15 protein-coding genes are annotated in these 15,083 nt (G+C 60.4%); 7 read left to right on the forward strand and 8 right to left on the reverse strand.

Features of this window, described 5'->3' with window-relative positions; all coding sequences use genetic code 11:
- Window position 1 precedes the first annotated feature (1 nt).
- From POF45_RS02315 to POF45_RS02335, 5 genes are all read left to right on the forward strand, one after another.
- Window positions 2–766, forward strand: coding sequence for an amino acid ABC transporter ATP-binding protein (locus POF45_RS02315; protein ID WP_259502967.1), 765 nt, complete (start codon window positions 2–4; stop codon window positions 764–766).
- 39 nt (window positions 767–805) lie between these two features.
- Window positions 806–1,630: an ABC transporter substrate-binding protein gene (locus POF45_RS02320; protein ID WP_282314946.1), complete on the forward strand. Its 825-nt coding sequence runs from the start codon at window positions 806–808 to the stop codon at window positions 1,628–1,630.
- Between the two features lie 146 nt (window positions 1,631–1,776).
- Window positions 1,777–2,625: a polysaccharide deacetylase family protein gene (locus tag POF45_RS02325; protein ID WP_259502965.1), complete on the forward strand. Its 849-nt coding sequence runs from the start codon at window positions 1,777–1,779 to the stop codon at window positions 2,623–2,625.
- Entirely contained in the window at window positions 2,618–3,505 is an 888-nt protein-coding gene (locus POF45_RS02330; RefSeq protein WP_282314947.1) for a polysaccharide deacetylase family protein, read from the forward strand. Before POF45_RS02325 ends, POF45_RS02330 begins: the two co-directional genes overlap by 8 nt.
- 787 nt (window positions 3,506–4,292) lie before the next feature.
- Complete coding sequence (locus tag POF45_RS02335) at window positions 4,293–5,474, forward strand: MFS transporter (protein ID WP_259502963.1); 1,182 nt, start codon at window positions 4,293–4,295, stop codon at window positions 5,472–5,474.
- Between the two features lie 16 nt (window positions 5,475–5,490).
- Here POF45_RS02335 and astA read toward each other — a convergent pair whose 3' ends face one another.
- The 7 genes from astA to POF45_RS02370 form a co-directional block, all read right to left on the reverse strand.
- Window positions 5,491–6,525: an arginine N-succinyltransferase gene (gene astA / locus POF45_RS02340; protein WP_282314948.1), complete on the reverse strand. Its 1,035-nt coding sequence runs from the start codon at window positions 6,523–6,525 to the stop codon at window positions 5,491–5,493.
- Window positions 6,522–7,460, reverse strand: coding sequence for a citrulline utilization hydrolase CtlX (ctlX, locus tag POF45_RS02345; protein ID WP_282314949.1), 939 nt, complete (start codon window positions 7,458–7,460; stop codon window positions 6,522–6,524). Before ctlX ends, astA begins: the two co-directional genes overlap by 4 nt.
- Before the next feature lie 255 nt (window positions 7,461–7,715).
- The gene (locus POF45_RS02350) at window positions 7,716–8,195 is read right to left on the reverse strand and encodes an Lrp/AsnC family transcriptional regulator (RefSeq protein ID WP_259502960.1); all 480 of its coding nucleotides are present in this window, start codon (window positions 8,193–8,195) and stop codon (window positions 7,716–7,718) included.
- A gap of 12 nt (window positions 8,196–8,207) precedes the next feature.
- Window positions 8,208–8,969, reverse strand: coding sequence for an ABC transporter ATP-binding protein (locus tag POF45_RS02355; RefSeq protein ID WP_259502959.1), 762 nt, complete (start codon window positions 8,967–8,969; stop codon window positions 8,208–8,210).
- Between the two features lie 48 nt (window positions 8,970–9,017).
- Window positions 9,018–9,728 carry an ABC transporter permease gene (locus tag POF45_RS02360; protein ID WP_259502958.1) on the reverse strand — a complete coding sequence of 237 codons (711 nt, stop codon included), beginning with the start codon at window positions 9,726–9,728 and terminating at the stop codon, window positions 9,018–9,020.
- Window positions 9,725–10,450, reverse strand: a complete 726-nt coding sequence (locus POF45_RS02365; RefSeq protein ID WP_259502957.1) for an ABC transporter permease — start codon at window positions 10,448–10,450, stop codon at window positions 9,725–9,727. The genes POF45_RS02360 and POF45_RS02365 overlap by 4 nt, the downstream gene beginning before the upstream one ends.
- Window positions 10,451–10,526: 76 nt before the next feature.
- On the reverse strand, window positions 10,527–11,306 hold the full coding sequence (locus POF45_RS02370; protein WP_259502956.1) for a transporter substrate-binding domain-containing protein: 780 nt from the start codon (window positions 11,304–11,306) through the stop codon (window positions 10,527–10,529).
- Between the two features lie 384 nt (window positions 11,307–11,690).
- Between POF45_RS02370 and POF45_RS02375 the strand changes: the two genes are divergently transcribed.
- Together POF45_RS02375 and POF45_RS02380 are read left to right on the forward strand one after the other, a co-directional pair.
- The gene (locus POF45_RS02375) at window positions 11,691–12,797 is read left to right on the forward strand and encodes an enoyl-CoA hydratase/isomerase family protein (RefSeq protein WP_282314950.1); all 1,107 of its coding nucleotides are present in this window, start codon (window positions 11,691–11,693) and stop codon (window positions 12,795–12,797) included.
- Between the two features lie 3 nt (window positions 12,798–12,800).
- On the forward strand, window positions 12,801–13,952 hold the full coding sequence (locus tag POF45_RS02380; RefSeq protein ID WP_259502954.1) for an acyl-CoA dehydrogenase family protein: 1,152 nt from the start codon (window positions 12,801–12,803) through the stop codon (window positions 13,950–13,952).
- Between the two features lie 346 nt (window positions 13,953–14,298).
- On the opposite strand, the gene POF45_RS02385 is transcribed toward POF45_RS02380, so the two are convergent.
- Window positions 14,299–15,072 carry an enoyl-CoA hydratase gene (locus POF45_RS02385; RefSeq protein WP_259502953.1) on the reverse strand — a complete coding sequence of 258 codons (774 nt, stop codon included), beginning with the start codon at window positions 15,070–15,072 and terminating at the stop codon, window positions 14,299–14,301.
- Window positions 15,073–15,083 lie beyond the last annotated feature (11 nt).

Below are 15,083 nucleotides of genomic sequence, written 5' to 3' on the forward strand. Positions count from 1 at the left end.
CATGAGAAGCATCGTCAAGGCCGTGAGCCTGAACAAGTATTACGACCAGTACCACGCGCTCAGGGACATCAACATCGAAGTCGAGCAAGGCGAAGTGCTGTGCATCATCGGCCCGTCGGGCTCGGGCAAAAGCACCTTGCTGCGCTGCGTCAATCAGCTGGAAAAAATCGACAAGGGCGGCCTCTGGGTCGATGGCGAGCTGGTCGGTTACCGCGTGGTCGGCAACAAGCTGCACGAGCTCAACGAGTCGCAGATTGCCCGGCAGCGCCTGTCCACCGGCATGGTGTTCCAGCGTTTCAACCTGTTTCCGCACATGACCGTGCTGCAAAACATCATCGAAGGTCCGTGCCAGGTACTCAAGCGTTCGCCCAAGGAGGCGCACGAAGAAGCGTTGGAACTGCTGGCCCGCGTCGGCCTGGCCGACAAGCGCGACAGCTACCCGGTCGAACTCTCGGGCGGGCAACAGCAGCGGGTGGCGATTGCCCGTGCGCTGGCCATGCGGCCCAAGCTGATGCTGTTCGATGAACCCACTTCGGCACTCGACCCGGAACTGGTCGGTGAGGTGCTGTCGGTGATGCGCGATCTGGCGCAGACCGGCATGACCATGATCGTCGTCACCCATGAACTGGGCTTCGCACGCGAAGTCTCCAACCGCATGGTGTTCATGGACGGCGGCCAGATCGTGGAGGCTGGAAGCCCCGAAGAAATTCTAATAAGCCCACAAAACCCGCGCACCCAAAGCTTCATTTCTGCCGTTCGAACCTAAGTGCCCTTTGGCGCTCACAACATTCATAAGAGAACGACCATGAAGAATTTTGTCATCCCCGCAGTACTCGCCGGCCTGATGGCGACCGGCGTCAGCTTCGCCGCCGAGTTGCCGGCCGCGATCAAGGCCAAGGGCGAGATCGTTGTGGCAATCATGCCCAACTACCCGCCGATGGACTTCAAGGACCCGGCCACCAACACCCTCACCGGCCTGGACTATGACCTGGGCAACGCCTTGGCCGAACGTCTGGGTGTGAAGATCAAATGGCAGGAAACCGGCTTCGAGCAAATGATCAACGCACTGACCACCGACCGTGTGGACCTGGTGCTGTCGGGCATGACCGACACCGCCGAGCGTCAGGCCAGTGTGACCTTCGTTGACTACTTCACCAGCGGTCCGCAGTTCTACACCTTGCAGAAAAACAAGGCCCTGAACGAGATCACCGACCTGTGCGGCAAGAAAGTCGGCACCAGTCGCCGCACCACGTTCCCGGCTGAAATCGCCGCCTCCAGCAAGATCAACTGCGAAGCCAATGGCAAGCCTGCGATCGTGGTCATCGGCACCGAAGGCTCGGCGGATGCCCGCGCGCAATTGCGCCAGAGCCGTATTGATGCGGCAGTACAGGGCAGCGAGACCTTGTCGTACCTGAAAAATCAGGAAAAGGACACGTACAAGACCGTGGGCCTGCCGCTGACCGTGCAGTTCACCGGCTTGGGTGTGAGCAAGAAGAAGCCTGAATTGAGCGAGGCGGTGAAGGGCGCGTTGCAGAGCATGATCGATGACGGCAGCTATCAGACCATTTTGAAGAAGTGGGATCTTGAGTTGGGTGCGATCAAGACGGTGACGATCAACGCCGGTCAGTAACGCTGAGTGATGCCCTTTGTGGGAGCGAGCCTGCGCGCGAAAGCGTTGTGCCAGCCGACATCACTGATGGCTGAAAGGACCTCTTCGCGAGCAGGCTCGCTCCCACAAGTCTTGTGCTGTGCCCCTGAATCAATGGAGAGCCACCGATGTCCTCCTCACCCCAACCCACCTGGCCTGCTCCCTACAAAGCCTGTCTCGCCCTGGCCTTCGACCTCGACGGCCCGACCGGCGATGCGATGCTCAACGGCTCGATCTGGCGCAAGCCCGAGTACTTCGGTTTCGGCGGCTATGGGCCTTATCGTGCGTTGCCGCGCCTGCTCGATTTGCTGGATGCATTCGCCCTTCCCACAACCTTTTTCGTTCCGGCCTGGGTCGTGGAGAACTGGCCGACGCAATGTCAGGCGATTGTCGAACGCGGGCATGAAGTGGCGTACCACGGCTACAAACACGAATCCTTTTACGCCCTGAACCTGCAACAGCAGAAAGACGTGATGCAGCGCTCACGCGAGGTGTTCTGGAAACACCTGCACATTCGCGCCGAGGGTTTTCGGACGCCGTCCGGCGACTGGCGCGCCGAGACGCCGGCCATGCTGGTGGACGCTGGCGTCACCTACTCCAGCAGCATGCGCGGCGATGACCGGCCGTACCTGGTGAAAGTACCAGGCCACGCCACACCGCTGGTGGAAATCCCCGGCCGCTGGGAAATGGACGATTACGCCTCCCTCGCCTACACCCGCGCACCGGATTTCCCGTCCGGGCTGGACCGCACCGCCAGCTATGAACTGACGCTCGATAACTGGTGCCGCGAATACGACGGTGCCATGGACGAAGGGCTGTGCCTGACCACCCTGTTTCACCCCAAGATCACCGGCAAACCGGGACGCATCCTGTTGCTGGAAAAACTCTTCGAACACATGCGCCAACGCGATGACGTGTGGTTCGCCACCTGCCGCGATGTCGCCCAGTGGTGGCTGAAGGAGCATCACCATGGCTGACTCCAATGTCTGGCCCCAGGGCTATCGATGCGCCGTGGTGCTGACCGTCGATTACAACGACATTCATGGCATTCTGACCCAGGCGCCGGAAGTCGCCGGGCGCGACAAGACGCTGTCGGTCTGGCGCTACGGCAGCCAACGCGGGGTGACGCGGTTACTTGATCTGTTCAAGACGCTGGGCGTCGCCAGCAGTTGGTGTATTCCGGGCATCGTCGCTGAGGAAAACCCCGAGCACATTCGTGCGATCCTGGCCGACGGGCACGAGATTGCCTGCGCCGGTTATCGCCATCAGAACTACGACAACCTCGATCTGGCGGCTCAGCGTGCCGACATCGCCAAGGGTTGCGAAGCGTTGAGCGCGTTGACCGGCCAGCGTCCAACCGGGTTTCGCCTCCCGGCCGGCAACGGCGCGCCTGGGTTTATCGAAGCGCTAAGCGATGAAGGCATTCGCTGGTCGTCGTCATGGCGTGGCGATGATCTGCCGTTCGCCCATCCCACCGCGCCGCAAGTGATCGATCTGCCGCTGCATTACGAACTGGAGGACGAGCCGTACTTCGCCTTCAACCTCAGCCCGGCTGTGCCACCAGCACAATCGCGGATCGCTTCCTATAGCCATACGCTGGGCAACCTGCAAATGGACTTCGCCGGCTTTCACCGGTTTGGCCTGTGTTATGTGCTGCGCCTGCACCCGGAAATCATTGCCACACCGGGACGCATTGGCGTGTTGCGCGAGTTGCTGGAGGGGATTCAACGCCACGATGACGTATGGATTGCCACGGCGGGTGACGTTGCGCAATGGTGGGCGGACTCGGCGGCGCAGGTGAGCGAGGATCATCCGGCGGCGGTGTATGAGCGGCATTATCGGGATTACCTCAAGTAATGTGCTGACCGGTAGGGCCCCATCGCGGGCAAGCCCGCTCCCACAGGGGTGTTGCGGCAGTCACAGGACCTGTTGGCAACCTGATTTACTGTGGGAGCGGGCTTGCCCGCGAATGGCTGCAACTCGAAATCACGCCGAACACTAGAAATCAGCATTAGGGCATCATCGGGATTGTTAGTCATTGATGTGGATGACTTGAGCATATTGGCGGCTGATCTGGCCCCATCGCGGGCAAGCCCGCTTGTGTCTAGATCAGGGGTGTTGCGGCAGTCACAGGACCTGTTGGCAACCTGATCCACTGTGGGAGCGGGCTTGCCCGCGATGGCCGCAACTCGAAATCACGCCGAACACTAGAAATCAGCATTAGGGCATCATCGGGATTGTTAGTCATTGATGTGGATGACTTGAGCATATTGGCGGCTGATCTGGCCCCATCGCGGGCAAGCCCGCTCCCACAGGGGTGTTGCGGCAGTCACAGGATCTGTTGGCAACCTGATTTACTGTGGAAGCGGGCTTGCCCGCGATGGCCGCAACTCGAAATCACGCCGAACACTAGAAATCAGCATTAGGGCATCATCGGGATTGTTAGTCATTGATGTGGATGACTTGAGCATATTGGCGGCTGATCTGGCCCCATCGCGGGCAAGCCCGCTCCCACAGGGGTGTTGCGGCAGTCACAGGACCTGTTGGCAACCTGATCCACTGTGGGAGCGGGCTTGCCCGCGAATGGCTGCAACCCGATATCAAGTCGAACACTAAAAAATCAGCATAAGGACATCGCAGTACAGTGGCCAAATACTCGCTCGTCATCCGGCGCCTGATGATTGTCTCGCTGACCATCGTGGTCAGCCGCGCCATCACCAGCCCGCTGCTCACCCTGTTCCTGAGCAACAAGCTGGGCCTCAACCAACAGGACGTCGGCCTGTTGCTGGGCATCGCGGTGTTCATCGCTACCCTGCTCGCCCTGTACGGCGGCTACATCATCGACCGTCTGGAAAAACGCCGGCTGTTGATCCTGGCCATGCTCTCCAGCGCCATCGGTTTTGTGCTGCTGACGTTTGCCAACAACCTCTACCTGACCACTGCCACCCTGGTGATTACCGAAACCGCGTCAGCGTTGTTCCTTATCGGCTCCAAGGCGATCCTCAGCGAGAAACTGCCCATGGGCCAACGGGCCAAGGCGTTTTCCCTGCGCTACACCCTGACCAACATTGGCTACGCCACCGGCCCCATGCTCGGCGTGGTGATCGCCGGGGTGTATCCGATTGCACCGTTCCTGATTGCCGGGGGCATAGCGTTCTTCAGCATTTTCTTGATGATCGGCATTCCGAAAGACCCGGCCCAGACGGCCTCTGCCGGTCAGCCACAAAGCTTCATGAAAACCCTGATCACCCTGAAGAACGACCGCACACTGATCATGTTCACCGGCGGTTGCCTGTTCAGCACCGTGGTCCATGGTCGCTTCACCCTGTACCTGTCGCAATACCTGCTGGTGACCCACGACTCCAAGCGAGCCCTGCAAACCATGGCCGCCCTGCTCGCCTGCAACGCCATCAGCGTGATCCTCCTGCAATACCAGATCGGCCGTTTCCTCAAGCGTGAGCAGCTGCGATTCTGGATCGCGGGTGGCACCAGCCTGTTCATCGTCGGGCTGATCGGTTTCAGCCTGGCCGACAGTCTGCTGAGCTGGTGCATCGCGATGTTCATCTTCACCCTCGGCGAAATGATCATTTACCCGGCGGAGTTCCTGTTCGTCGACACCCTGGCCCCGGAAGAGCTGCGCGGCAGCTACTACGGCGCGCAGAACCTGGCGGCCCTCGGCGGTGCGCTAAGCCCGGTGATCTGCGGTTTTTTGCTGATGCACACCCCGGCGCCGACCATGTTCTATGCCCTGAGTGCACTGACCGCCATTGGCGGATCGCTGTGTTTCATGAGCGGTCGGCGCGTGGCGCTGCAACAAAAGCGATGATGCCGGGCATGCGGATTCAGGCGGCCGACCGGAGCGACGCCGGAACCGCCAGACTCACCGCCCGCACTGAGTCCCCGGCGCGCAAACCCAGTGCCTTTGCGGTCTGCGCTTCGACAATCAATGTCCCCGCCGCCACCCGTGCCGCTGCCGCCGTAATCCGGCAGTCGGCGAATTGGCGGTTATGCACCAGATACGTCTGCGCCTGCTCCCCCGGCGTGCCGATGCTCAGTTGCAACACTTCGCTGTCACGCACCGCACGGATGTCCCCGGTGGCGCATTCAATCAACGGGCCACCGTCGAAGATGTCGATGTAATCCCGATGCTCGAATCCCTCGGCCTTGAGCATGCCCAGCGCCGGCTCGGTGTTGGGATGAACGCGGCCAATCACCGTGCGCGCCGCCTCCGGCAACAGGCAGGTAGGCAGCGGGAATTTGGGCATCAGCTCGGCGATAAACGTCTTGTTGCCCAGCCCGGTCAGGTAATCGGCGTCGGCGAAATCCATCTTGAAAAAATGCCGGCCCAGGCCCTCCCAGAACGGCGAAACGCCGCTTTCGTCCGAGTAACCGCGCATCTCGGCAATTACCTTGTCGCCGAAGTGTTGGCGAAACTCCGCCAGAAACAGAAACCGCGCCTTGGACAACAAGCGGCCATTCAGACCGCTGCGATGATCGGCGTGCAGGAACAGCGAACACAGCTCCGAATGGCCGGTCATGTCGTTGCCCAGGAACAACGTTGGCAACTGCTGGTTGATCCCGACGTTTTTCGACGCGGCAACCAACAGCCCCAGACGATAGTTGTACCAGGGTTCGCGCAGCCCGACGGCCCCGGCCAGGGCGCAAATGCCAATCGCTTGCTGCCGGTCGTTCTCCAGTACAAACAGGTAATCGGCATCGGCACGTTCGGCGTCGCCGGCAAAGGTTTTCGCCGCCCAATCCAGGCGTTGGCGCAACCGTGCGGCGTCCGCGGGCAATGTGGTCAAACCGGTGCCGGCGCTATGGGCCAGGGCTAACAGGGCCGGCAGGTCTGCCGGTGTGGCGGGACGGACGATCATCGTGTTTGCTCCTGAGTGGCCAGATGTTTGGGGAGAAAGACTTCTGCCAACATGCAGCGGGCGCTGCCGCCGCCAATGCGTTCGATGGTGTCGATGTTCACCGGCAGCGGCTTGACGTGACTTTCGATAACACGCCGCTGAGCTGCGTCCAGCGATTGCCAGGCCGTGCGCGACATCACCAGCAACGGCTCATGGTTGGCGTTGTGAACTTCCAGCATGTTGCCGGCGAAGGACTCCAACTGGGCCAAGTCCAGCGCGATCACCTGTTTGCCGCTGGCCTCCAGCCGCGAGCGCAAGGCCAGCCGTTCACCGGGATTACTGACCGATGCCAGGCACGCCACTGCCAGGTGCGTACCGACACTCATCATCACGTTGGTGTGGTAAATCGCGACGCCCTGACGGTCCACGGCGTTGAACGCACACAGTTCGTAGCCCAGATGACTGACCACCTGATCCAGGGCACGGCTATGGGTTCGCGTGGAATAACCGGCGTAGCAAATCCGCTGCTGACGATCGAGCACCATGCTGCCGGTGCCTTCGAGGAATACTTCCTGTTGTTCGAGGCTGGACAGGTCCAGCAACTGCTCGACACGGTACTCATCGCGCAGCCAGTCGAGCACGCCTTTGTCCCGCTCCAGGCGCCGGTTGTGGCCCTGCATCGGGTACAGCACCAGCGTGCCGTCGGGGTGGCTGCTCCACCAGTTGTTGGGGAAGATCGAGTCCGGGGTGTGCGGGACTTCGGCGTCGTTGTGTACTCTGACGTCGACGCCATGGCTGCGTAGCGCGGCGACGTAGCCATCGAATTCCTGCAATGCCTTGAGCTGGACGTCTTCCGCCACCGCAGCCGGTTGCTGGAAACGGTTGTTGGCCGCCGTGTCCTGGTTGAAGGAGAAACGTGTCGGGCGAATCATCAAGACAGTATTGGTGGTTTGCATGGGCACAGAATCAATGAGGGTTGAGAGGTGCTCATTGTCTGGTTTGATGCGGGGTAAACCCGGTTGATTGGTGGGGGTTGCGGGGACGGAAACGGCTGAAGATTTTATGTGCTTCAGCCGATTCGGCGAGGGGTAAATCCAGACCTGTTGAAGCGAAGAACCTGTGGGAGCGAGCTTGCTCGCGATGACTGAGTGTCTGTCACCAACGATGTCGACTGACTCACCGCTATCGCGAGCAAGGGATTGTAGTGTTGGCTATTCCATGGTGGTCTTGACCATCGCCAGTTCCGGATGGCCCACCAGTTTGTCGATGTGCAGATCCGGGTCATCGAACCAGACTTCGGTCAACACCCGGTAATGCTCCATGTCCCGGCAACGCATGCGCAGGCTGTAGTCGAACGCGCCGCTGATCAAGCGACACTCCAGCACCTGCGGCGTGGCCCGGACCCTGGCTTCGAAGGCCTTTTGCGCTGAGCGCCCGCTCTGGTTCGACAGCGCCACCAACACCAGTAACGACAGCCCCGGTGCCAGTTTCTTTTCATCGAGAATCGCGCCATACCCGCGAATGACCCCGAGCTGTTCCAGCTTGCGCACCCTTTCCAGGCAGGGTCTGGGCGTCAGGTGCACGCGCTCGGAGAGCTTTTGATAGGTGATGCGCCCTTCGTGGCGCAGCACCTCGATGATGGCTTGATCGATACGATCAAGCACAATCGACAGATCGCGGATATCCGCCATGTGTGTCTTGCCTCACTTCAAACGGCCCGATAAAAATTGCTGCAAACGTTCACTTTTTGGCTGGTCGAGCATGCTTGCATCGCCCTGCTCTTCAACCCGGCCCTGATGCAGGAATAGCACCTGCGTCGACACTTGGCGGGCAAAGCCCATCTCGTGGGTCACCATTAACATCGTACGACCCTCTTCGGCCAGCGCCTGGATCACTTTGAGCACCTCGCCCACCAGTTCCGGGTCGAGTGCCGAGGTCGGTTCATCGAACAGCAGAATCTGTGGTTCCACCGCCAGCGCCCGGGCGATCGCCACCCGTTGTTGCTGGCCACCGGACAGAAACGCCGGATACTGATCGGCGACCCGTTGTGGCAAGCCGACCTTGTCCAGATAGGCCCTGGCGCTGGCTTCAGCCACCTTGCGGCTGACCCCGAGCACCCGGCACGGCGCCAGGATGATGTTTTCCAGCACCGTCAGATGACTCCACAAATTGAAATGCTGGAACACCATCGCCAGCCGTGTGCGCAAGCGTTGCAACTGGGCCGGGTGGGCGACGCGCATGCCACCGGCCGCCTGGCGGGTGACGATGCGCTCGCCGTCCAGTTCGATTGCACCTTCGTCGGCGCGCTCCAGAAAGTTGATGCAGCGCAGCATGGTGCTTTTACCCGAACCGCTGGCACCGATCATGCTCACCACGTCCCCTGCCCGTGCGTTCAACGAGACGCCCTTGAGCACTTCATTGTCACCGAAGCGTTTATACAGATTTTCGACCGTCAATTTGTACATGCAAAAAGCTCCTGAACCGCGTCAGTCTCGGCGCGACCCTGTAAGAATTCAGTGAGTCGGCCCGAGGAAGCTCAGCCAGCGCTTTTCCGCCAGGCGAAAGGCACCGACCAGCCCGAAAGACAGCGCCAGGTACAACAACCCGGCGAGGCCGAAAGCCTGAAACGTCATGAAGGTCGCGGCATTGGCGTCGCGGGCGATTTTGAGAATGTCCGGAATGGTCGCGGTGAAGGCGACGGAAGTGGCGTGCAGCATCAGGATCACTTCATTGCTGTAATACGGCAGCGCCCGGCGCAGCGCCGAGGGCAGGATCAGCCGCAGGTACAGGCGCCAGCTACTCAAACCATAGGCGTGGGCCGCCTCGATTTCACCGTAGGGAATGCTGCGAATAGCCCCAGCGAAAATTTCCACGGTGTAGGCGCAGGTATTGAGCGTGAAGGCCAGCAAGGTGCAGTTCATCGCGTCGCGAAAAAAAGCTTCAAGCAACGGCTGCGAGCGCACCACGGCAATGCCATAAATGCCGCTGTAGCAAATCAGCAACTGGATATACAGCGGCGTTCCGCGAAATACATAAGTGAACAATTGCACCGGCCAGCGCAGCAGGCCCCAGCGCGAGGTGCGCAGGATCGCCAGCGGCAACGACAGGAAAAACCCCATCACAATGCTTGCCACCAGCAACCACAAGGTCATGGCCAGCCCGGTGAGGCTATAGCCGTCACTGAACAGGAACGGCTTCCAGTATTCGGCGATCAATTCAATCATCGCGTCATCCCCCGTACGCCCTGGTTGTAGCGACGCTCCAGCACCCGCAGTACATAGTTCGAGGCACTGGTAATCAGCAGGTACAGCGCCGCGGCGAGCAACAGGAAATTGAGCATGTTGAAGGTGCTTTTGCCGGCTTCCTGCGCGACTTTCACCAGGTCAGACAGGCCGATGATCGACACCAGTGCCGTGGCCTTGAGCAGTACCAGCCAGTTGTTGCCCAGGCTGGGCAAGGCGAAACGCATCATTTGCGGGAACACCACGAAGCGAAAACGCTGCCAACGGTTCAGGCCGAAACACGCGGCGGCTTCCTGTTGGCCACGCGGCACGCTGAGAATCGCTCCGCGAAAGGTCTCGGTGAAGTACGCACCGTAGATGAACCCGAGGGTGACGATGCCGGCCACGAACGGATCGATTTCCATGTAGGGCCAGCCCATCAGCTCGGTCAGGCTGCTCAGCCAGCCTTGCAGGCTGTAGAAAATCAGCAGCATCAACACCAGGTCTGGCACGCCACGAATCAGCGTGGTGTAGAACGTCGCTGGCAGGTTCAACAGTTTGAGCGGTGACAGCTTGGCCGCCGCGCCGAACAGCCCGAGCGCCATGCTCACCAACAGCGATAATGCCGATAATTTCAGCGTGATCCAGGTGCCGTGCAGCAACAACGGGCCATAGCCCTGCAGGACCGAAGCATCGACCCCGATCAGATTCAGAAAGGAATTCACGTCATTCACCTGTCTTGAGGCGCCCACGGTCAAGCGCTACGCCGCTCTGTCTGGCGCAGCGCGATGGGCATGAGGATCAGTTGTTGTAGAGGTCCAGATCACCGAAGTATTTGCGCTGGATCTGTGCGTAGATGCCCTTGTCGTGCAGGGCCTTGATGGCGGCGTTGAGCATGCCTTTGAGTTCTTCGTTGTCCTTGCGGATACCGATGGCGATGTCCGACGGCACCAATGGATCGCCGATGCCTTCGCTGTTCTGGAAGTCAGCGCCCTGGGGCGAAGTCAGGAAGCTCATCTGTGCTTGCAGCTTGTCCTGGATCGAGGCATCGAGACGCCCGTAGACCAGGTCGGCGTAGACTTGATCCTGATTCTGGTAGGCGCGCAATTTCACGCCGCCCGGCGCCAGTCTGGCGCGGGCATAGGTTTCCTGAATGGTGCCCTGCATGTAGCCGAGGGTCTTGCCGCGCAAGGATTCGGCGGTCGGCAGCAGGCCGGAGTCTTTACGGGTGACGATAGCCGTTGGGCTGGCGTACAGCCGATCGGTGAAATCGATCTGTTTCTTGCGTGGTTCGGTGACGGTCATCGAGGACTCGATGGCGTCGAACTTGCCGGCCTTGAGCGCCGGGATCAGCCCGTCGAAGTCGTTGCTGACCCACACACAGGTCAGTTTCAGTTCGGCGCAGATGGCGTTGCCCAAGTCCACGCCAAACCCCTGCACCCCGCCATCGGCGGTGGTGGATTCAAAGGGCGGGTAACTGGGGTTGACGCCCAATCGCAGTTCTTTCCATTCCTTGGCGCTGGCGCCGGTGGTGTAGCACAGCAAAGCCAATGCCGGCAAAGTCAGCCATTTGATGTTCATCTTCTAGAGTCCCGAGTTATTTGGAGTTATCGCGGCCAAGTCACGGCAGGCCGCTTTTATGGGCAGGGACGCCAGAATGCCAATTGCCGGGACGGCGCAGGTGTCGTAAGGCGCTGTCCAGAGAGCTCAAATGTGCTGAACCAGACGGTTTGGCAGCCGATTCTGTCGTGAGGGAGCAGATCGGGAGATCGCAGCTTTCGGCAGCGTCAGAAGTAGAGGGCAGGCGTTACCGAAGGCCCGGATCTTTTGCTCTTGCTGTAAGGTAAAAATGCAAACAGGACCTGCACGTATCTCGGTTGTACACGGTAAATTTGCACTGGTACGATCCCGCATCGCTCGCGCGCGAGCTTGTCTATAAAGAACAATAAAAGCAGGGAGTTATCGATGACTGCTCAGGTTTCATCCCCCGCGGCTCACACCATGGATGCCAGGCAAAACGAAGTGCTGGCCGAGGTCCGTAATCACATCGGTCACCTGACCCTCAATCGCCCCGCCGGACTCAACGCCATTACGCTGGACATGGTTCGCAGCCTGCAGCGTCAGCTCGATGCCTGGGCTCAGGACGCCGAGGTGCATGCCGTGGTGTTGCGCGGTGCTGGCGAGAAAGCTTTCTGTGCCGGCGGCGACATTCGTTCGTTGTATGACAGTTTCAAGAATGGCGACACCCTGCACCAGGACTTCTTCGTCGAGGAATATGCCCTCGACCTGGCCATTCACCATTACCGTAAACCCGTGCTGGCCTTGATGGACGGCTTCGTGCTGGGCGGCGGCATGGGCCTGGTGCAAGGCGCCGACCTGCGAGTGGTAACCGAGCGCAGCCGTCTGGCAATGCCGGAAGTGGCCATTGGTTATTTCCCGGACGTGGGTGGCAGCTATTTCCTGCCGCGTATTCCCGGTGAGCTGGGCATCTATCTGGGCGTCAGTGGTGTGCAGATCCGCGCCGCCGATGCGCTGTATTGCGGGTTGGCCGACTGGTATCTGGAGAGCGACAAGCTGGGTTCGCTGGACGAGCAACTCGATCAACTCGAATGGCACGACACGCCGCTCAAGGACTTGCAGAACCTGTTGGCAACACTCGCCGTGCAGCAATTGCCCGACGCGCCACTGGCGGCGCTACGCCCGGCCATCGACCACTTCTTTGCCCTGCCCGATGTGCCGAGTATCGTCGAACAACTGCGTCAGGTGACCGTCGCCGACAGCCACCAGTGGGGCACGACCACCGCCGACCTGCTGCAAAGCCGCTCACCGCTGGCCATGGGCGTGACCCTGGAAATGCTGCGCCGCGGTCGGCACTTGAGCCTGGAAGACTGCTTCGCCCTGGAGCTGCATCTGGACCGTCAGTGGTTTGAGCGCGGCGACCTGATCGAAGGCGTGCGCGCCTTGCTGATCGACAAAGACAAGACCCCGCACTGGAACCCGCCCACCCTGCAGGCGCTGGACGCCGAGCACGTGGCGAGTTTCTTCAGCGGCTTCGACCGGAACGGGAACTGAGCCATGCACGATATCGAATTGAGCGAAGAGCAAGTGATGATCCGCGACATGGCCCGGGACTTCGCCCGTGGCGAAATCGCTCCCCATGCGCAAGCCTGGGAAAAGGCTGGCTGGATCGACGACGGTCTGGTGGCGAAGATGGGTGAGTTGGGCCTGCTCGGCATGGTGGTGCCCGAGGAATGGGGCGGCACCTATGTCGATTACGTCGCCTACGCCCTGGCGGTGGAAGAGATTTCTGCCGGCGACGGCGCCACTGGCGCACTGATGAGCATCCACAACTCCGTGGGCTGCGGGCCAGTGCTCAACTACGGCAGCGAAGAACAGAAAAAGACCTGGCTGCCGGATCTGGCCAGCGGTCAGGCCATCGGCTGCTTCTGCCTGACTGAACCGCAAGCCGGTTCCGAAGCACACAACCTGCGCACCCGTGCCGAACTGCGGGACGGCCAGTGGGTGATCAACGGCGCCAAGCAATTTGTCAGCAATGGCAAGCGGGCGAAGCTGGCCATCGTGTTTGCGGTGACCGACCCGGAGCTGGGCAAAAAAGGCATCTCGGCTTTTCTGGTGCCCACCGACACTGCCGGGTTCATCGTTGATCGCACCGAACACAAAATGGGCATTCGTGCCTCCGACACCTGCGCCGTCACCCTGAGCAACTGCACGATCCCACAAGCCAATCTGCTGGGCGAGCGCGGCAAAGGCCTGGCGATTGCCCTGTCCAACCTTGAAGGCGGACGCATCGGCATCGCCGCGCAAGCACTGGGCATTGCCCGCGCGGCATTCGAAGCGGCGCTGGCTTATGCGCGGGATCGGGTGCAGTTCGACAAGCCGATCATCGAACACCAGAGCATCGCCAACATGCTGGCGGACATGCACACCCGTCTGAATGCGGCGCGGTTGCTGATCCTGCATGCGGCGCGGTTGCGCAGTGCGGGCAAGCCGTGCCTGTCCGAGGCGTCACAGGCCAAGCTGTTTGCGTCCGAGATGGCCGAGAAAGTGTGTTCGTCGGCGATGCAGATTCATGGCGGGTATGGGTATCTGGAGGATTATCCGGTGGAACGCTATTACCGCGATGCGCGGATCACGCAGATTTACGAGGGGTCGAGCGAGATACAGCGGATGGTGATTGCCCGGGAGCTGAAACACTATCTGGTGTAAGGCCTAAAAGCATCGCGAGCAAGCTCGCTCCCACAGGGTACCTTGTGTTCACAAATACTGTGTGCACCACAGATCAAATGTGGGCGCGAGCTCCCGCATTACTGGGTGTGAAGCCTAAAAGCTTCGCGAGCAAGCTCGCTCCCACAGGGTACTTGGTGTTCACAAATACTGTGTTCGCCACAGATCAAATGTGGGCGCGAGCTCCCGCATTACTTGGTGTGAAGCCTAAAAGCATCGCGAGCAAGCTCGCTCCCACAGGGTACTTTGGTGTTCACAAATATTGTGTTCGCCACAGATCAAATGTGGGAGCGAGCTTGCTCGCGATGGCGTCCTCAAATACGCCGCATTACTTACCCTGGAATTCAGCCTCTCGCTTGGCAATAAACGCCGCCATCCCTTCCTTCTGATCCTGCGTCGCAAACGCCGCATGGAACACCCGGCGCTCAAAGCGCACGCCTTCGGACAGGCTGACTTCAAAAGCGCGATTGACGCTTTCCTTGACCATCATCGCAATCGGCAGCGACTTCCCGGCAATCAATGTTGCGACCTTCAGCGCCTCTTCGAGCAGCACATCTGCCGGCACAATCCGCGCGACAATCCCGCAACGCTCCGCTTCCACCGCATCGATCAAACGACCGCTGAGGCACATTTCCATGGCCTTGGCTTTGCCGACCGCACGGGTCAGGCGCTGGGTGCCGCCCATGCCCGGCAGTACGCCGAGGTTGATTTCCGGTTGACCGAATCGGGCGTTGTCGCCGGCCAGGATGAAGTCGCACATCAGCGCCAGTTCACAACCGCCGCCCAGGGCGAAACCGTTCACCGCCGCGATGATCGGCTTGCGGCGGTTGGCCACGCGGTCGCTGTCGCTGAACAGATCGTCGAGGTAGATCTGCGGGTAGGTCAGTTCGGCCATTTCCTTGATGTCGGCACCGGCGGCGAAGGCCTTTTTCGAACCGGTCAGCACGATGCAGCCGATGTTCGAATCGGCTTCCAGGCCATCCAGGGCGTGGTTCAGTTCGCTGACCAGTTGGGCATTCAGCGCATTCAGCGCCTGCGGACGGTTGAGGGTGATCAGGCCAACGCGACCGTGGGTTTCCAGCAAAATCGTTTCGTAGCTCACAGGCTGTCTCC

The organism is Pseudomonas fungipugnans (assembly GCF_029955235.1).
GTDB lineage: Bacteria > Pseudomonadota > Gammaproteobacteria > Pseudomonadales > Pseudomonadaceae > Aquipseudomonas > Aquipseudomonas fungipugnans.